Source organism: Tessaracoccus yangjingae, from assembly GCF_055326235.1.
Map to the genome: position 1 here is coordinate 319,631 of NZ_JBUZNN010000003.1, position 17,502 is coordinate 337,132.

At 68.6% G+C, this 17,502-nt stretch carries 20 protein-coding genes; 10 read left to right on the top strand and 10 right to left on the bottom strand.

Translation table 11 applies throughout. From position 1 onward, the window contains the following. Positions 1-98: 98 nt before the first annotated feature. On the bottom strand, positions 99-473 hold the full coding sequence (locus tag ACZK5D_RS06780) for a hypothetical protein (protein WP_463664727.1): 375 nt from the start codon (positions 471-473) through the stop codon (positions 99-101). Positions 474-639: 166 nt separating this feature from the next. On the opposite strand from ACZK5D_RS06780, the gene ACZK5D_RS06785 reads away from it, so the two are divergent. Then, positions 640-948: a hypothetical protein gene (locus ACZK5D_RS06785; protein ID WP_463664728.1), complete on the top strand. Its 309-nt coding sequence runs from the start codon at positions 640-642 to the stop codon at positions 946-948. A gap of 200 nt (positions 949-1,148) precedes the next feature. Here the strand turns inward: ACZK5D_RS06785 and ACZK5D_RS06790 are convergent, their stop codons facing one another. Continuing rightward, positions 1,149-1,505, bottom strand: coding sequence for a nucleotide pyrophosphohydrolase (locus tag ACZK5D_RS06790; protein WP_463664729.1), 357 nt, complete (start codon positions 1,503-1,505; stop codon positions 1,149-1,151). A 14-nt stretch (positions 1,506-1,519) separates the two neighbouring features. Further along, positions 1,520-3,307: a DNA/RNA helicase domain-containing protein gene (locus tag ACZK5D_RS06795; RefSeq protein WP_463664730.1), complete on the bottom strand. Its 1,788-nt coding sequence runs from the start codon at positions 3,305-3,307 to the stop codon at positions 1,520-1,522. 296 nt (positions 3,308-3,603) lie between these two features. Between ACZK5D_RS06795 and ACZK5D_RS06800 the strand changes: the two genes are divergently transcribed. The 5 genes from ACZK5D_RS06800 (at position 3,604) to ACZK5D_RS06820 (ending at position 7,099) form a co-directional block, all read left to right on the top strand. Continuing rightward, positions 3,604-4,503: a metallophosphoesterase family protein gene (locus ACZK5D_RS06800; protein WP_463664731.1), complete on the top strand. Its 900-nt coding sequence runs from the start codon at positions 3,604-3,606 to the stop codon at positions 4,501-4,503. A gap of 138 nt (positions 4,504-4,641) precedes the next feature. Continuing rightward, positions 4,642-5,376: an SDR family NAD(P)-dependent oxidoreductase gene (locus ACZK5D_RS06805; protein ID WP_463664732.1), complete on the top strand. Its 735-nt coding sequence runs from the start codon at positions 4,642-4,644 to the stop codon at positions 5,374-5,376. 390 nt (positions 5,377-5,766) lie between these two features. Then, positions 5,767-6,279: a hypothetical protein gene (locus ACZK5D_RS06810; RefSeq protein WP_463664733.1), complete on the top strand. Its 513-nt coding sequence runs from the start codon at positions 5,767-5,769 to the stop codon at positions 6,277-6,279. 42 nt (positions 6,280-6,321) lie between these two features. Further along, on the top strand, positions 6,322-6,690 hold the full coding sequence (locus ACZK5D_RS06815) for a bleomycin resistance protein (RefSeq protein ID WP_463664734.1): 369 nt from the start codon (positions 6,322-6,324) through the stop codon (positions 6,688-6,690). A 13-nt stretch (positions 6,691-6,703) separates the two neighbouring features. Then, the gene (locus tag ACZK5D_RS06820; RefSeq protein WP_463664735.1) at positions 6,704-7,099 is read left to right on the top strand and encodes a (R)-mandelonitrile lyase; all 396 of its coding nucleotides are present in this window, start codon (positions 6,704-6,706) and stop codon (positions 7,097-7,099) included. Between the two features lie 493 nt (positions 7,100-7,592). On the opposite strand, the gene ACZK5D_RS06825 is transcribed toward ACZK5D_RS06820, so the two are convergent. Further along, entirely contained in the window at positions 7,593-8,513 is a 921-nt protein-coding gene (locus ACZK5D_RS06825; protein WP_463664736.1) for a LysR family transcriptional regulator, read from the bottom strand. Positions 8,514-8,583: 70 nt separating this feature from the next. Between ACZK5D_RS06825 and ACZK5D_RS06830 the strand changes: the two genes are divergently transcribed. Next, positions 8,584-9,582, top strand: coding sequence for a YeiH family protein (locus tag ACZK5D_RS06830; protein ID WP_463664737.1), 999 nt, complete (start codon positions 8,584-8,586; stop codon positions 9,580-9,582). Positions 9,583-9,600: 18 nt separating this feature from the next. On the opposite strand, the gene ACZK5D_RS06835 is transcribed toward ACZK5D_RS06830, so the two are convergent. Continuing rightward, on the bottom strand, positions 9,601-10,191 hold the full coding sequence (locus ACZK5D_RS06835) for a GNAT family N-acetyltransferase (protein ID WP_463664738.1): 591 nt from the start codon (positions 10,189-10,191) through the stop codon (positions 9,601-9,603). A gap of 53 nt (positions 10,192-10,244) precedes the next feature. Then, on the bottom strand, positions 10,245-10,610 hold the full coding sequence (locus tag ACZK5D_RS06840) for an HsmA family protein (protein WP_458993684.1): 366 nt from the start codon (positions 10,608-10,610) through the stop codon (positions 10,245-10,247). Positions 10,611-10,756: 146 nt separating this feature from the next. Between ACZK5D_RS06840 and ACZK5D_RS06845 the strand changes: the two genes are divergently transcribed. Continuing rightward, the gene (locus ACZK5D_RS06845) at positions 10,757-12,028 is read left to right on the top strand and encodes an MFS transporter (RefSeq protein WP_463664739.1); all 1,272 of its coding nucleotides are present in this window, start codon (positions 10,757-10,759) and stop codon (positions 12,026-12,028) included. On the opposite strand, the gene ACZK5D_RS06850 is transcribed toward ACZK5D_RS06845, so the two are convergent. Next, entirely contained in the window at positions 12,003-12,761 is a 759-nt protein-coding gene (locus tag ACZK5D_RS06850) for a hypothetical protein (protein WP_463664740.1), read from the bottom strand. The genes ACZK5D_RS06845 and ACZK5D_RS06850 overlap by 26 nt on opposite strands. A gap of 239 nt (positions 12,762-13,000) precedes the next feature. Between ACZK5D_RS06850 and ACZK5D_RS06855 the strand changes: the two genes are divergently transcribed. Both ACZK5D_RS06855 and ACZK5D_RS06860 read left to right on the top strand, forming a co-directional pair. Beyond that, positions 13,001-13,642, top strand: a complete 642-nt coding sequence (locus ACZK5D_RS06855; RefSeq protein WP_463664741.1) for a hypothetical protein — start codon at positions 13,001-13,003, stop codon at positions 13,640-13,642. Then, positions 13,639-13,878, top strand: coding sequence for a hypothetical protein (locus tag ACZK5D_RS06860; protein WP_463664742.1), 240 nt, complete (start codon positions 13,639-13,641; stop codon positions 13,876-13,878). The genes ACZK5D_RS06855 and ACZK5D_RS06860 overlap by 4 nt, the downstream gene beginning before the upstream one ends. A 176-nt stretch (positions 13,879-14,054) precedes the next feature. Here ACZK5D_RS06860 and ACZK5D_RS06865 read toward each other — a convergent pair whose 3' ends face one another. From ACZK5D_RS06865 to ACZK5D_RS06875, 3 genes are all read right to left on the bottom strand, one after another. After that, positions 14,055-14,663 carry a hypothetical protein gene (locus ACZK5D_RS06865; protein WP_463664743.1) on the bottom strand — a complete coding sequence of 203 codons (609 nt, stop codon included), beginning with the start codon at positions 14,661-14,663 and terminating at the stop codon, positions 14,055-14,057. 85 nt (positions 14,664-14,748) lie between these two features. Then, on the bottom strand, positions 14,749-15,402 hold the full coding sequence (locus ACZK5D_RS06870; RefSeq protein ID WP_463664744.1) for a response regulator transcription factor: 654 nt from the start codon (positions 15,400-15,402) through the stop codon (positions 14,749-14,751). Beyond that, positions 15,390-17,345, bottom strand: a complete 1,956-nt coding sequence (locus ACZK5D_RS06875; protein WP_463664792.1) for a sensor histidine kinase — start codon at positions 17,343-17,345, stop codon at positions 15,390-15,392. Before ACZK5D_RS06875 ends, ACZK5D_RS06870 begins: the two co-directional genes overlap by 13 nt. Between the last annotated feature and the right edge of the window lie 157 nt (positions 17,346-17,502).

Below are 17,502 nucleotides of genomic sequence, written 5' to 3' on the forward strand. Positions count from 1 at the left end.
GACTGATTTCCCCCAAAGTTACTAGTCATAGCTGGCAACCTAGCAGGAAGGCCTGGCTCCGATCATGCCGGTAGCCAAATCATTGCGGCTCACAATCGTTATCGACATTTCCTTGGCGATGGTCTGCGGTTCTTGGTTACCGCAATGCCTGTACGGGACCCCCCTGCCGGGCAAGATCCATCAATCAGATGACCGCAGCCAGCTCGGTCCCAGTGCTGAGCCAGCAGCCAATCCCCGCCGGCGACTTGAGCCGGAACACTCGCCATTTGGACGCGCAGCAACGCGGGCTTGCGGAGCTTCTCGTCGAGGTTCTCCCCGGCGCGCTGCACGACCTGGCGCCAGGCGGCGTCGGTGCGGCCCCCGATGTCGGTTCGCCCCACCCCCAGCACCGCCGCGACAGCCTCACTCACGCTGGCCCCCGCCCCCTGCAGCGCGGCCCGGGCGAGCGTGTCGATGCCCTTGAACCGCAGCATTGTCTCCCCTGTCATCGCCACGGTGGCCGCTCGCTCCCTGACAGCGTGCTCCGGGAGCCCAGCCGGCACCACCTCCACTCCTCCGGCCGATGCGCCGACGACGGCTGCACCCAGCTCGAGCGCGGACACCGGCTCGGAGCAGTCCGTCGCCGAGGCATGCCTGAGCATGGCTGGCCCATTGGAGGAGGCCAGCCAGAAGTTGTCAGAGATCGCGTCCATCGACACCCTGGATCCCCAGGCTGCCGTCGACTCCTGGTCCGCCTTGATCGAGGCCTACAGCTCCGTCGCGGATACCGTGGCCAACCGGGAGGTCAAGGCCGCCGCGACCACGGTCCGCGACGATCTCGAGACACTGCGTGACGCCATGCAGAAGGTGTACATCGATCAGGACATGGGTGCCATGAGTGAGTTCACCGACGCAACGGCTATATGGCAGGCTTCCCTGACAGAGTTGCAGTCCTTCTCCGCCGGCTGATTCGGCTCTGCATCCTCGATGTAATCGGCAAGGGGCCGACTCTCAAGGTGTGGCGAGCGGCCGCGAGGGAGGGCGACTCGGGCAAGACGAGTGCCCCGGCCTCCCGCCTCGCATCACTGCCGCTGCCGGCTGAATTATGGCGCAGAAAACGGGGTGATCCTAGGAAACGATGGCTGAGCTTGCCGCATGCTCCGAGCAGATCATCGCTTATCTGGTGCGACACCGGAGAACTCGCTGGGATTAAAGCGCCGTCCAGCACTTTCGAGCTTCTCCTCAGCCGCGCTGGCAACATCGATGCCTAGAACATCTGCCAGTCGCAGTAGGTAAATCAGCACATCACTGATCTCCTCCGCCGCACGACGATTCCGTTCGGGTTCAGTGAAACGCGCTACTGCGTCATCCGCTCTGATCCATTGGAACAGCTCGGCCAACTCACCGACCTCCCCGACCAGCGCGAGGATGAGGGATTTCGGGTCGTGAAACTGTTCCCAATCTCGCTCCTGGGAGAAGAGGCGAATGGAGTGAGTCAGTTCTTGAATAGACCTATTCTCGCCCATTTTTCATCCCTTCCTCATCCATAGATGCCGAAATACTTGCGTAGATGCTCGCGCAATTCGATGTCGCAAACATAGACATAAGTCCCCCGGATTCCCCGAGTCAACAAGACGCCGTAGATGTTCCTGACCATGTGGTGAATATCATCGTCGGTCAGTCTGGTTCCTAGCAAGTTGTTGTTCAGCGATTTTCCCTTGGCGTCGAAGTAGTTGGCCCGGTCGAAGACAATCGACTTGCTCACAGGGTCGAGCCTCAGATCATTGCCGATGATGACACCAGCATAGTTGAGGTCGTACCCCTGCACCGTATGGATCGAGCCGACCTCCTCCAGTGAGGTTCGGCTATTGATCCAGTCCGTCGGGGTCCTGTTCCAGAGCATTTTCACACCGTCGATCTCGATGTCGAATACCCTGCCAATCTCTTCACCGCTCCGCTTGGAGCGCGACCGCCATGGCCAAGCGTAGCCAGCCACGAGTCTGGCCAAGCCGTGCTGACGATCGCGGTCTACGATGTCTGTGCGCATGGCGGTGAAGTCGTCATAGAAGCGAAGGTCATAGTCACCGAAGCTCCGAGGCGTCGGGTTCCCCCCAGCGAGGACTGCGCGGACGTACTGGACGTAGTCGTCCCCTGCTTGGACACGCATCTGTGACATCAGGCGGTAGCGTCGCTGGCCGGCCGACGCCAAGCCGCGCATCTTCTCGAGCGCCATTGCTGGGACGTCTACCGGTCGCACGCTTTGTGCATCATCGAAAAGGAAGACCTGGTGCCTGCTCCTACGCATCACCCAGTCGATCTGCGTGAGGCCGCTCCAATCCTCGTCAGCGGATGCAAGTCGCTGACTGTTCTCCCTGAAACTCTTGGTCAGCGTGCCCATCGCCTGGGCACCGTACTGCGTGAGGCGGTGCGTCTCATCAACGATGAGGATGTCATAGGCTAGCGGATCGCTCGCGACCTCGAATGGCGTCACCACCATCCGGCGCGAGAGCCCCGGCGTCTTGTCGAAGACTCGCTGGACGGACTTGCGGAGGGATTGTTGGGGAACCACCAGTCCGATGCGTGCTCCCGCAAGCAGCTCGGGATGCCCCGGTGTGAAGAAATCGCTGAAAACTGACTCCACGTCAGGGTTGTCCTGATCATTGCGGTTGCGAATGTCCACCAGCAGCTTGATGAGGTAGATCGCGACGATGGTCTTTCCCGTCCCAGGGCCGCCCTCCACAACTGCAGCTCCGCCTCGTCCCTGCTCGAGGTCCTCGAAGAGTCCCTCCAGTAAGTCCTCAATCACCGCGGCCTGATCTTGATTCAAGGCCTTGAAAGGGGAAAGCTTGAAGAGATCAGAATTCTCGATCTCAGGGACGCTCTTGGTGAAAAGCCCCTGCTCCTGCAGCGTCTGAAAGATCTCCCTGAACTTGCGTTGGTAGCGATCGCGCTCGAAATACTGCGCGTTCGTGACGCCGTCATTCCTGTTGAGCACCTCATAGCGCCCATCACCGGAGAACATGCGTATCAAGAAGGACTCGAGGTCCAAGCAGGCGGACTTATTGAAAGTTCCGTCGATGACGATCCGCACAGCTTCCAAGCCGCGTTTCGCCTCTGAATCTAGATGCTGGGTGAGGCGGCCCACCGCGTTGAGCGACTCACCGATATACACATTCTTGTTGTTATTGAGGGTGTAAACGACAGGCCAGTTGCGGTGGCGCCCCTGGTCGTCTGTCCAAGCACCCACGTCCTTAGGAGTGAAAGAGAGGCGGTGGATGCGGGTCTCGCCCGCCGACGCAAGCCTGGACTCAGCGTCACGAGTAGTCATGTCATCTCCCAGAGCTTGAGACGTTGAGTGACACGCGCCTTGACCTCGTCGCGCACCACGACGACGTTGCCGGGTGCGAAGGTGTCAGTACTACTCATCGTGGAATGGAGCCTATCGGTCGGGCTGGTCACGTTGGGGGTTGGAGTCCGGGACACCCGGAGGTACCTCGGTCACGTCCGCGATGCACGCGGAGATTCGGGTGCCCCAGGCCTCCCGAGCGATTGGCGGACGCCGCCCTCGCCACCGACCTATGATCGAGGGAAACGACAGTGATGGCGGTGATTGCTGTGAAGACGATGACACGGCTGACAGAGGCCTACAGGGACGCCCGCGTCGAGCTCATCGACGACACCTCCCGCTACGTGATCATGAGCGACTGCCACCGAGGGGACGGCTCCAAGTCCGACGAGTTCCTCAAGAACAAGAACTCGTTCACGGCCGCGATGGACTACTACTGGAAGAACGGCTTCACCTACGTCGAGGCCGGCGACGGCGACGAGCTCTGGGAACACGACTACAAGCACATCATCAGGGCCAACCGCGCAGTGTGGGAGCAGATGCTCCAGTTCCACCACGCGGGCAGGCTGATCCGGATGTGGGGCAACCACGACCTCGACCTCAGAGACCCCAGGTTCGTACGGCAACACCTGTGGACCGCGAAGGACGCGGTGACCGGTGAGGTTGAGCCCTTCTTCCACGGTCTGGAGGCGGTGGAGTCGGTGGTGTTCCGGCACCGGGAGACCGGGCAGGACGTCCTGCTGGTGCACGGGCACCAGGGCGACTTCCCCAACGACCAGGCCTGGAGGTTCAGCCGATTCATGATGCGCGCGTTCTGGAGGTACGCGCACGCGTTCGGGTTCCACAGCCCCACCAGCCCCGTTGCCAACTCCTACAAGCGGCACAAGGTGGAGCGCAACTACGTGAAGTGGATCCGTCAGAACCGGATGGCGCTCATCTGCGGCCACACCCACCGCGAGAAGTTCCCGCGGGGCAACCAGATGCCCTACTTCAACTCCGGCAGCTGCATCTACCCGTCGCACATCACCGCACTGGAGATCGACAACGGCTCCATCGCCCTGGTCCGGTGGCGCGTCGACCCTAACGAGGACGCGATTCTGCAGGTCACCCGCCGCGTGGTCGCGGGCCCCGAGCCGCTGTCCACCTACGATCTTCGCCGCTCGCCTACGGGCCGCTGACCCACTTTGCCCGCAACCTCGTCAGGTAGATCGGGGGGAGGCAGGCAACGGCGCGTGAGCGTGAACCATTGAGGCGATGGAGCGGCTCGAAGCCCGGCAGTGAGTCGACGGCGTCTCGGCGCGGGTAGGTTGACCCACGTGCGAATCCTCGTCACCGGATCGGCCGACGGCCTCGGCAAGGCGGCGGCAAGCGAACTCCTGCGGGCCGGACACGATGTGGTCGTCCACGTGCGCCACCCCTATCGTCGCGACGCGGTCCGCGACCTCCTCGATAGAGGGGCGGCGCTGGTGGTCGGGGACCTCTCCGACATGGCGCAGACCCGTGCGGTCGCGGAACGGGTGAACGCGCTGGGCCGGATGGATGCCGTCATCCACAACGCCGGCGTGTACTCGGGGCCGGCGGTGATCCCGGTCAACGTCGTGGCGCCCTACCTGCTCACCGCCTGCATGCTGCGCGCTGACCGGCTGGTCTACCTCAGCAGCGGCATGCACCGCGGCGGCCGCCCGGACCTCGCACACATCGACTGGGCGGGCACCCGGGCCGGCAACTACTCCGACAGCAAGCTGCTGGTCACCACCCTCGCGATGGCCGTGGCCCGCCGCTGGCCCCACACGTTCAGCAACGCCGTCGACCCGGGCTGGGTGCCCACCAGGATGGGCGGACCCTCCGCCCCCGACGACCTCCGCCTGGGACACCTCACACAGGAGTGGCTCGCCACCAGCGACGACCCCCGGGCCAGGACAACTGGCGGCTACTGGCACCACCAACGGCTCGCGAAGCCACACCCCGCGGCCCACGACGAGAACTTCCAGCGCCTGCTCCTTGATGAACTCGCCAGCTTCACCGGCATCGCGCTCGATAACGGCCTCTGAACGACTTCCACACGCCTCACCGAAATCGATCTCGCTTTCAGGCCAGTCAGCCCCGTCCTGGGGCTCCTTCCGATCGGTTTCGTTGAACGTATCCCGGCTCATGTTGCACGACTGTTCGTGGAGGTTGTTGGTCGGAGGGAGTGAGCGAATCCGAACTAGCCCGTGAGGCCATCGACCACTACCTGGCCAAGGGCGCGTGACCCGATCGTCGGCCACGCTCAGCCACCAAGGAAGGCTCGGTGGGCATGATGGGCCCGCCGTCGGCACGAGTGCCCGCACCCAGTTCCCGAGCTGATCCAAACGGCCCCCGGCGCCAGGGTGACCATTAGCCTGGAAACAGGCGCACGAGCTCCGATGATGGTGTGAGGCAGCGTCTGGATCCGAGGCACCATGAAGGCCGAAGTGTTCATGCAGTTCGCCGAGATCGCCGGGGTATACGTCGGGTTCGGCGCCCTGATCGGCGCGCGAAGCTCCCGCGTCACGGACGTCCACGACCTGGTCTACCTCAGGTCTGTGCTCGGACTCGGTGTCTGGGTGGTCGTCGCCGCGCTGGTTCCCGTCGCCGTGAGTGGCTACGGGGTCCACGATCACGCCCTGTGGCTGTCGTCGGCCCTGGCGGCCCTGGTCATCTGGGTAGTCGTGCTGGTCGTGGATTCCCGAACCCCCGAGACCAAGGCGATGAACAGGGCTCCCGAGCCGCTGGACCGGGTCTTCCCCCTGGTCGGGTTGCCACTTCACATCATCATCGCGGCGAGCTTGACACTGATCATCCTCGGCGTCTGGCGCGGCGTCGACGAGGCGCTCTACCTGACGGCGCTCGCTGCGGGTGTTGTCTTCGCGGGGTACACGCTCCTCGCCTTGATCATGAGCCAGAAGCAACACGCCCCGCCGGACCCAAAGTGACGCGTGACTGATCAGCTGGCCCACATCGGGTTAGGGTCGAGGATGGTCGATCACGCCACGCCGAACCTCCCGTCGCGCAGCTTCGCCGCGACCGTCGCGTTCTACGCGCGGCTCGGGTTCTCGGTCGTCTTCCAGGACTCGGGCTGGCTGATCCTCAGGCGGGGCGTCGTCGTCGTCGAGTTCTTTCCCTTCGCCGATCTCGACCCCGCAACGTCATCCTTCGGAGCGTGCCTGCGCCTCGACGACGTGGACGCCTTCCACGCCGAGTGCCTCGCTGCCGGTATCCCCGAGACAACCGTCGGGTGGCCGCGTGTCCAGCGGCCCATACTTGAGGCCTCCGGAATGCGGATCGGTGCACTGCTCGACCCCGACGGCTCGCTGCTCAGGCTGGTCCAGAACCCGGACACATGAAAGGAACCACCCCATGAAGTTCACCCCCAGCGGCGGTCAGACAACCCAAGGACCCGCGGACTGGTTCACGGGCACCGTGTTCGTCGACGCCATTCGCACCCCGGACGAGCAGTCGGCCGTCGGCTCCGCGCACGTCCGGTTCGCCCCGGGCGCCAGGACCGCCTGGCACCGTCACCCCAAGGGGCAGACCCTGTACGTCACCGACGGGATCGGGTACGTCGCCCGACGGGGAGGAGAGGTGCAGGAGATCCGTCCCGGCGACGTGGTCTACATCGAGCCGAACGAGGAGCACTGGCACGGCGCCAGCTCCGACCGGTTCATGGCGCACGTCGCCATCCACGAGGCCGACGACCAGGGTGAGGTGGTCACCTGGCTCGAGCACGTCACCGACAACGAGTACGGCGCCTGAGGCTGCGGAGCCTGTCGTCGACGCCCTGCCGCCGGCTGAGGTGCCGCGGAACGCCCCTACCGCTGGCTGGGCCGAGGTTGCCGCGGAACGCCCCCCACCGCTGGCTGAGGTGCCGCGAAGCGGCCTCGAAGCCTATAAAACGTGGGCTGACAAGGAACGTTTCTTAGGCTTCGAGGCTCGTCGCTTCGCTCCTCGCACCTCAGCCAGCGAGATGGGGTGTCGCTGCGCTCCTCAGCCAGCGGGGTGGGGTTCGGCTCTGCGCCCCTAGCTCCTCAGACAGCGAGTGCGAGCCGAGGTTGCCGCGGAACGCCCCTACCGCTGGCTGAGGTGCCGCGAAGCGGCCTCGAAGCCTAAAGAACGTGAGCTGACAAGGTACGTTTCTTAGCTTCGAGGCTCGTCGCCTGGCTCCTCGCGCCTCAGCCACCGGGTGGGGGTGTCGCTGCGCACCTCAGCCCGCGGGAGGGGGGTTCGGCTCTGCGCTCCTCGCCCGCGGTCACGCGGACAGCGGGGTCGACGCGGCCAGGTCGACGAGCCTCCCCGCCACGCCGCGCGGGGCGGGCCCGCCCAGCCACACCGCGCGCAGCTCCCGCTCGATTGGCCCGCCGTCGACCGGGACGGCGAGCACCCTGCCGTCCATGAGCGCACCGCGGACGGCGTGGTTGCTCAACACCGCCGGGCCCAACCCCGCAGCAACGGCCGCGCCGATCGCGGCATTGCTCGACAGCTGAGCCACCGGCGTGGCCCGCGCCGTCACCCCCGCCGACGTCGCGGCCCGGTCCAGGAATCGACGGGTGCCCGATCCCGTCTCCCGCTCGACCAGCGGCGTGCGGGCCAACTCCGCCACCGTCACCCCGCCGCGACGCTCCGCCCACGGATGCTCCGGAGGGATGATCACCATGAGCCGGTCGCGGCCGACGAGCCGGCTGGACACGTCGTCGGGCACGTCCGGCGACTCGACGAACCCGACGGCCACCCGCGCGTGCCGGACCGCCTCGATCACCGCGTCGGAGTTGAGGATCTCAAGCGAGACGGCGGCGTCGGGCTGGGCGCGCCGCAGCGCCGCGAGCCACACGGGCGCCAGGTACTCGGCGATCGTCATACTCGCCGCCACCGTCACCGCTCCCCCGGCCGTCGCGGTCACCGCACCGGCGCCGGCCATGAGCCGGTCCATGGCCTCCACCACCTCGCGCGCCCAGCCCACCACCAGCGCGCCCTCGGGCGTGACGTCGGAGCCGGCGGCGCTGCGGTGCACGACGGCGAACCCCAGTCGTCGCTCCAGCCCGGCCAGGGCGCGGCTCGCGTTGGACTGCGCCATGCCGATCTCCCGGGCCGCGGCGCCCAGCGACCCCTGCTCGGCGACGGCGACCAGCAGCCGCAGGGCCGGAAGGCCGGGCTCGTCCGGAGGGGTGGTCATATCGCGATCATATGGGCTGGTGTCCGGATCGGGTTACCGCCGCTGCGCGTGTTCGGCGCACGGTAGAGGCATGAATTCCCTCCGCTCCGTCGCCCCCGGGCTGGCCGCCTGCCTGGTGGCCGCCGTCGCGTCGGTCGCGGTGCGCCAGGTGGTGCCGATCGCCAGCCCGCTGCTGGTCGCGATCCTCGCGGGAGTCGCCTGGCGGACCGCCCGCGGGACGACTGCGACGTGGGCGCCGGGGGTCACGGTGGCGGGCCGACGGCTGCTGCGGGTGGGCATCGTGCTGCTGGGGCTGCAGGTGTCGCTGGTGACCGTGGCCGGGCTCGGCCCCGCCACCCTCGCCCTCGTCGCGACGGCGGTGGCCGTCACCTTCGCGTCCACCGCTTGGCTGGGGCGGCGGCTCGGGCTGGGCGCCGAACAGTCGCTGCTGGTGGCGGCCGGGTTCTCGATCTGCGGGGCCGCAGCGGTCGCGGCGGCCGAGGGCGTGACCGACTCCGACGAGGAGGAGGTGGCCACCGCCGTGGCCCTCGTGGTGGTGTTCGGCACCGGGATGATCGTGGCGCTGCCTGTCCTCGTCGCGCTGCTCGGCCTGACGCCGGCCGCGGCGGGGATGTGGATCGGGGCCTCCACCCACGAGGTGGCGCAGGTGGTCGCGGCGGCGGGGCTCGTCGGGGCCGAGGCGCTCGGCGTGGCCGTCACGGTCAAGCTTGCCCGCGTGGCGCTGCTGGCCCCGGTGATGGGGGTGCTCGCCGTCCGGGAGCGACGGCGCGTCCGGACGCTTCCGGTTGACCAGCGCCGTGACGTCCGGCTGCCTCCGGCGGTCCCCCTGTTCGTGGTCGGCTTCCTGGCCGCCATGGCCGCCCGCACCACCGGCCTCATCCCCGAGCCCGTGCTGGCTACCCTGGGGCATGTGCAGCAACTCCTGCTTGCGGCGGCGATGTTCGCGCTTGGGCTGGGCGTCGACCTACGCGCCCTGGTCACCGTCGGGCGGAAGCCGCTGCTGCTGGGCGCCGCCGCGACCCTCCTCATCGGCGCCATCGGCCTGGCTGGAGCTGTCGCGATCGGGTAACACCCCGTCGGCCGCGAATCAGCGGTCGAGGAGCAGGTGGTCGAGGTGGCGGCGGACGGCGGGCCAGTCGCCGTCGGTGATCGAGTACTGCGCGGTGTCGGTCACCTCCCCGGTGCGCAGGATCCGGTCATTGCGGATGCGCCCCTCGTACACGGCCCCGAGCCGCTCGATCGCTCGCCGCGACCGATGATTGAACCACGTCGCCCGGAAGCACACCCGCCGGCAGCCCCACTGCTCGAAGGCATGGGTCAGCATCAGGAGCTTCGCGTCCCAGTTCGTGCCCGTGCGGTGCGCGGACGCGGCCTGCCAGGTGTAGCCGATCTCCACCGCGGGCACGGCCGGGAGGGGGTTGCAGAAGGTGGTCACCCCGATCAGCTGACCGTCGGCCAGTCGGCGGATCGCGAAGGGCAGCATGAGGCCACGGTCCCACTGGTCCCGCTTGGCTGCGACATCGGCCGCCATCGCCTCAGGCGCGGGGGCCGATGTGTACCAGAGGTCGTGGATGCGGCCGTCCTGCACCGCCTCGCTCAGGCCGTCGACGTGCTCGTCGCTGAGGGGCTCCAGCCTGACCAGGCGGCCGGTGAGTGTCGCGGCGTCGAGGATCGTCATGGTCAACACCTACCACGCCACGGCCGGGAAACCCGCCTGGACCCGCTGTCAGGTCAGCTCGCCAGGGCGAAGAACATCGGGCTGAAGTAGGGGATCAGCCAGACGGCCCACACGAAGATGCTGAACCGGTGGAAGTTCTTCAGCGCCGCCTCATCCTTCCGGATCAGCACGACGGCCGCCCAGACGGCATGGACCAGCATGAGCAGGATCGCGATGAGCCCGGAGATGCCGTGGACGTCGAAGGTCATGCCCCCGACGAAGTCGAACATCATGCCGGTGCCCACTGTGTCGCATACGAGGCCGAGGACGAAGAACGCGAAGTTCCACCACCGGAGGCGGCCGGTCAGCCGCTCGCCCCACACCCCGACGGAGTAGAAGACCAGAGCTGCGGTGATGAAGGTGCTCGCAAGCGGATTCACGGTGCTCCTGACGGTGGACTCGTCCCAGCCTAGGACGAGCGCGAGTGGCCGCTCCGCCGGGCCGGGGTTAGCCGCAGGGTGACCCCGCGGGCCGCCGGAAGCGGCCGATTCTGGCAATGTCGTGCGCCGTTTGTACGCTCATCCACATGACACATGGGGTTGCGGCGACGCCGAACACGACAGGGGGGCGGCCGGCGGTGCTGAGCGCCCGCAACGGCGACTTCGTCGTGTTCGCCGTCAACGGGTTCGCGTTCGCGTCCTGGATGTCGCGCGTGCCGGACGTGAAGGAGATGCTCGCGCTCAGCCCGGGCGGGCTCGGCCTCCTCCTGCTGGCCGTCTCGGCCGGAGCGCTGTGCGGGCTGCCGATCGCAGGGCTCGTCACGCGCCGCCTCGGCGCCACCCGCGCGGTGCGGGCGGCGATGGTGGTCGCGCTCCCCGGCCTCGTGCTGGCCGCCGCCAGCGTCCAGGCGGGGCTCCCCATGGCCGCCGCCGCGGCCGCCCTGTTCCTCCTCGGCCTGGGCACCGGCGTCTGGGACGTGGCGCAGAACCTCGAGGGCACCATCATCGAACGCGGCCTTGGCCGCTCGATCATGCCGTGGTTCCACGCCGCCTTCAGCGGGGGGACCGTGCTGGGCGCGCTCGTCGGGGCCCTGATGGTCTGGCTGAAGGTGCCGCTCATCTGGCACATCGGCGCCGTCGGCGCGATGTCGGCGATCCTGGTCCTGTGGGGCACCTCGACGTTCCTGCCCGCGTTCGAGGACGGCGAACCGGGCGCCGCTTCCCCCGCCGCCCCGGCCCCCGCCAGGTCCGCCTGGACCGAGCCCCGCACCCTGCTGATAGGAGTGATGGTGCTGGCCGCGGCGTTCACCGAGGGCACGGCCAACGACTGGATGGCGGTCGCCTTCGTCGACGGCCACGGCCTGGACAAGACCTTCGGCGTGCTGGCGCTGGCCGTGTTCCTGTCCTTCATGACCGCCGGGCGGATCCTCGGCACCCGGCTGCTGGACCGCTACGGGCGGGTGCCGGTGCTGCGCGTCCTGTTCGTCTCCGGGATCCTCGGCTGCCTGCTGGTGGTCTTCGGCACGCCGTGGCTGGCCTTCGTGGGCGCGGCGGTCTGGGGTGTGGGCGCCAGCCTCGGCTTCCCCGTCGGCATGTCCGCGGCGGCCGACGAGCCGGCCCGGGCGCACGCCCGGCTGAGCGTGGTCTCCACCATCGGCTACACGGCCTTCCTCGCCGGCCCGCCGCTGCTCGGCTTCCTGGGCGACCACTACGGCATCCTCCGCGCCCTCACCGTCGTCGGCGCGGTCTCGCTCCTGGCGCTCCTCGTCGTCCCCTCGGCCCGCCCGCCCCAGCTGGCGGAGGTCGTGCGGAGCCCTCGTCCCGATGCACCGCTCAGCCCGGCCGACGAGCCGCGCTGAGGATCCGGTCCAGCATCCGGCGCCACCACGGGTCGCAGGTGGAGTTGCGGGGGGTCCAGAACGACGGCTCGCGCGCGTCGTCCTCCGACGGCGGCTCCAGCGGCGCGGGCCGTTCCGCCGGCTCGACCGGTGGCACGGACAGCTCCACCTCCGCCAGGTCCAGCTCAGCCTGAGGCAGCTCGACGTCCAGCTCGCGCCCCCGCCACCAGAAGAGGGTGGCGTGGTCCTCCCAGTCGAAGATCCCGCACACACCGCGGCAGTCCTCCAGCAGGCGGACCATCGCGCGCCTGACCGACTCGGACTCCGAGAACATCGCGCTCATCTTCGAGCCGGTGGTCCCGAACTCCAACAGCACCACGCCGTCGTCCGCCCCCGAGGCCCAGTCCTCGATCCGACGGTGGACGGTGAGGTAGATGTAGCCGATCTCGTGGCGGCCCTGCGCGTCCAGCCGCGGCTCGTCGCGCTGATACCAGCGGAGCGCGTCGTCGGGCTCGAAGGCGAGCACGGTGGCGAAGTTCCACTCCGGCGCCGGATCGTCCCACCACAGGTGCGGCGGTGTCCCAGACGCGGCCTTGAACGGCCACGTCTCGGTCCGGTACGGAATGTCGCCGGGGCCCGGAACCTCCACCGAGGTCCCATCACGACGGGCAGCAGAGATCCCGGCGAGGTGCCGGAGCGCCTCCAGTTCGGCGTCGCGTTCGACGAACAGCAGGTACCGGTAGTCGAGCCCCATGCGCCTTCACCTCCGCGCCGTCGTCGCCGCAGCCCACCCGCGCGAGGGCGGGTGTAACGAGCCTAGACCCGCGGCCGCCGCTCGGCGGGAAGTGTCGTTCAGCCCGCACGGCGGCCATGGCCGGAGCATCATGGACAGTGAGGAAAGGCAAGGCCATGAGTAGGGCTGGGCCCAGTCATGTGAGCCGTGGGCCACGTCGGCGGCCCGCCCATCCAGGCGCCGCCGCGAAGCGGGCCCGGGTGCTCTGGGGCGCGCTCCTGCTCGCGTCGCTGGTGGTGTTCGCAGCCGCGCACCTCCTCATGAAACCCCCGTCGAGCTACCAGGCGGTCGAGGGACCGGCCATGAAGGGCGTGAGCACAGAGGGAGTGTTTCGGCCGGGCGGCTACATCGACATCGAGTTCCACCCGGGGATCGCATCCATCAAGGGTCACTACCGGGGCACTGCGGATGTGCGCGTGTACCCGCTCAGCGACGACGACGCTGGGCCATGGCTCGACGTGCAGATGCCCGTTGGCCGGGACTGGCCCAACTCCTTCTCGGGGGACCCCGACGAGCGCGACTTCACCGTCGAGCACCGGGTCTACCTCTCTGACGACGATGTCCGCGCGGGGGAGGCCACGTTGGTCCTCGACTACCAGCTCTTCTACCCGGTCGACGCCGGCCCTGGGACAGCCCTGACGAGCTACTTCGAGAACGTGTCCAGCAGAGAGAACGTCAGCCTGACCATTCAGCTCTCCGACGAGCCGCTCACGCCCGATGAGGTGGCGTGGATGGACAGGACCCGGCAGTGGTCAGGGGTGAGCGACATCGTGGGCGCGGTGGCGCTCACGGTCGGTGTCTCCTCGCTGTTCCTGCTCGTGATCAAGGGGTTCATGCGATGAGCACGAATGATGACTTGACTCCCCGGCAGGCCCGCTTCGCCATGGTGTACTGCGCCGTGGCGTTCGCGGTCTGCGTCTGGTTGATCAAGACGATCCTCGACGGCGGCTGGGAGGGCGTGATCGTCACCAACGGCCTGACGGTGGAGCTGAAGTACTTCTTCGCCCTGGGCGCGCTGGCCTCGCTCGGGGCGTTCGTCAGCATGATCCGGCCCGCGTGGCCCAGGCGCCGGAGATGACCGGCAACCCTTCTACCTCTGGAGCGGTCTCTATGCCTCTACATAGGGACCGCTCTCTGCGTAGGACGTTCCAGAGGCAAGGACGGCAGGGCCCCGGTTCCAGGCGCCCTCCATCTGGGCCGTGGCCGCGCCGACCCTGGAATGCCGATGCGGTGCATCGGGCGCGCCCTGCGCGGTCACGACTCGCGGGCGTCCTGGATCAGCGCGACGCCGAGGAGTATCCATGCGGCAGGCAGGAGCGACTCCACCGCGAGGTTCGGCTTTCCCATGAGCACGAAGGCCACGCCTACCGGAACCAGACCGAATGCCAGTGCCGCTAGCCGGTGCCAGCCACGCAGCCGGCCTGGGAGCGCCAGCGCGATGCCCCCGAGGAGTCCGCCGAGCAGCTGCGCCATGCCACCGAGCGGGTACAGGGGCGAGTCCTGCCCTCCGCCGCCCAGGACGGCCAGGTTCGCGACCACAAGTGCGGACAGGCCCGCCACCTGGAGCGAGAAGGCAGCCAAGGCGAATCGGCCCCGAGCTGCGAGGCGGGCGCGCATCATCAGCAGCAGCGCGACGACCCACCCGACCAGCGCCAGCGTGAATCCCACCTGATTGGCGACCGCGGCACCCCCGGACGAGACGTCGAAGAGGTCGTAGCGGAACTCCACCAGCGTGTTGACGAAGAACAGGACGGCGGATGCGATGGCCAGTGTCCCGGCACGGCGCTGCAGTGACGGACCGCTGGTCCGTCCCGCCGGCCGCGGCCGGCTGATGTCGACGGTGACGTCGGTCGTTGCCTTCATGTGAGGACCTCCTGGCTTGAACGGGGCTTGCGGGTACCCCTAAAGTCTTCGCCGTCGACCCCCCAGGGTCATGCGTGCGGGTACCTCACTCCCGGTGCGTGGTGGCACGCAAATAGGTCAGGACCGCCAGGACGCGCCGGTGGCCGTCCTCGGCGTCCACGATCCCCAGCTTGGGAAGGATGCGCCGGATGTGGCTCTCGACGGTCCGTTCGGTGAGCCAGAGCTGCTGCGCGATCGCGGCGTTCGAACGACCCTCGGCCATGAGCCCGAGCACGTCGCGTTCCCTGGCACTGATGGAGCGGAGCGGGTCGTCCGCGTGCGCCGGACGCAACAGCGCTCCGATCACCTCGGGATCGATCGCCGAGCCGCCTCCGGACACCCTCCGCAGCGCCTCGAGGAACTCGTCGACATCCAACACCCTGTCCTTGAGCAGGTACCCGAATCCGCCCGAGGCGGCGAGTTCTGTGGCCCAGCGGGTCTCGACGTGTTGGGACAACAACACGATCGGCAGGTCGGCATGCGCCGCCCTCAAGCGCCGGGCGGCACGTGCGCCGTCGTCGTCCATCGCCGGTGGCATGCGCACGTCGGCAATGACGAGGTCCGGGCCGAGTTCGGCAACCGCTGCCTCGAGCGCGTCCGCATCCCCGACCTTTGCGACGACGTCATAGCCCGCCTCGGCGAGCAGCCTCGCCAGGCCTTCCCGGATCAGGACACTGTCGTCGGCGATCACGACGCGCACGGCAGCACCGCCTCGATCGTGGTGCCATGCCCGTCAGGGCTGGACACGCGGAGCACCCCACCGGCCGCCGCGACCCGGTCATTCAGGCCCGCCAGCCCGCTCCCGGGAACGATGAAGGCGCCGCCCCGCCCGTCGTCGGCCACGGTGACGGTCAGCTGGTCGGGCGTCCGCGTGACGCCGATGCGAAGACCTCCCGGACGCGCGTGCTTGAGCGCGTTCGCGACGCCCTCCGCGGCCACGTAGTACGCGGTCGTCGCGACGGGATCGGGGAGCGGCGCGGCGTCGACGCTCAGATCGACCGGCACGGGCACCCCGCTGACGAGACCGCGCAGGGCTGCCGGAAGGCCCTCGTCGAGTCCGCGCGGTCGTAGGCCCTGCGCGACCGACCGCAGGTCCTCCACTGCTTCGCGCAACTGGGCGACGGCGTCGTCCAGGACGGCGCGCTGCGGGTCCTCGGGGGCGAGGCGACGCTCGGCCAGCCGGAGGGACATCCCCAGCGCGACGAGTCGCTGCTGCGCCCCGTCATGCAGGTCTCGCTCCAGCCGGCGGCGTTCGTCGTCAGCCGCCCGCAGCAGACGCGACCGCGAGGCCTCGGTCTCGGCGAGCGCCTGACGCAGCTCCGCACGGAGCCGGGCGACCTCCATGGGCAGGTGGGCCTCGCCCAGCACCTCCCTCAGCAAACCCGTCCGTTCCCGGGATTCCGGACCGACGTACACGGTCGCCACGGCGCGGCCACCAGCCGAGACTCTGACCCCCGGCCCCGCGTCGGCATCGGCGTCGGAGTCGGCCGTGCGCCCGCTGCCGGGGAGCCCGTCGTAGATGACGCGGACCGAGGGGTCTGCGAGCGCCGATGCCAGCACTGCGTCGACGTCCTCCGGCTCGGCGGTCCCCTCGCGGACTGCGGCCACGAAGGCTCGGACCTCCGCGATCGCCCGGTGACGGTCGCGGTAGAAGCGCCGATCCACGCGCGCTCTGACTGCCCGCCACAACGGGCTCACCGCCAGCGCGCAGGCGAGGCTCGCCAACGCCACCCCGAGGGAGGAGTCACGGCCCAACGCGAGTCCCACCACGACGATCACCCCTCCGAAGAGTGCGCCGAGCACGGCGGTGACCACTGTCGCCGCCAGCGTGCGGGAAATGAGGCGATCGACGTCGTAGAGGCCCAGACGCAGCACGGCGACGGCGACACTCACCGGCATGCTCACGAACACGACACCGAGCCCCGCGAGCACGATTTCGTTGGGTCCGCCCAGCGCGAGCACACTCACCAGGCACACGGCCAGCACCAGCGGCAGGAACGCGGCACCCGCCGCGAACCAGCGGATCTGGCGACGGGTGACGTCGTCGCCGGTGCGGTAGCGGCGCACCACTGCGACCGCGCCGGCCACAAGGGTGGCGAGCATGCCTGCCAGCGAGACCAGTGCCAGGGGTGTGAACATCCCGGGCGGCAACGCCAGCGGAGTCGACCCCGGCACGGTGCCCCCACCGCTCGCATACGTCCTCGGGTCGAGCGCGAAGAGCAGCTGCAGCAGGGCGGGGACGAGGACGGACGCCGCCAGGACCGGGCGCCATCGGGGAGACAGCAGCGTGCCGTGGGGGAACGTCAGGGCAAGGATGGTCGGCGGCACGTACATCCACACCCACGCGCCGGCGCCCAGGGCACCTGCCAGTCGCGCGCCCGGCAGCGGGTCCGCCGTCGCGGCGGTCTCACCCCACTGCGAGAGTGCGAACGTCACGATCGGCGCCACCCCGAGCGCCACCAGCAGGAGACCGATCACGAGTCGCGGGCGTCGACTGACGAGCAGCAGGCCCAGGACGATGGCCGGGGCCGTCACAATTCCGGTGACCGGAGCGATGAACGCGGTGGATGCGCTCGAGACCGCAGCAGTCAGCGTCAGGCCCGCCACGCCGAGAATGGCAAGGCCCCAAGCCGGGAGCCGCATGTCGCGCACGAGTTCATTATGGAGGCGCGGAGGCATGGTTGGCCCCCGTGCTGCCACGCAACCGGATGGGTCTCCGGCCGCCCGACCCTCCGATGGTGCCGGGGACGCGTGGGTGGTCGCGGGAGAAGCACGACGGCAGCAGAGGCTCCCGAAGGGG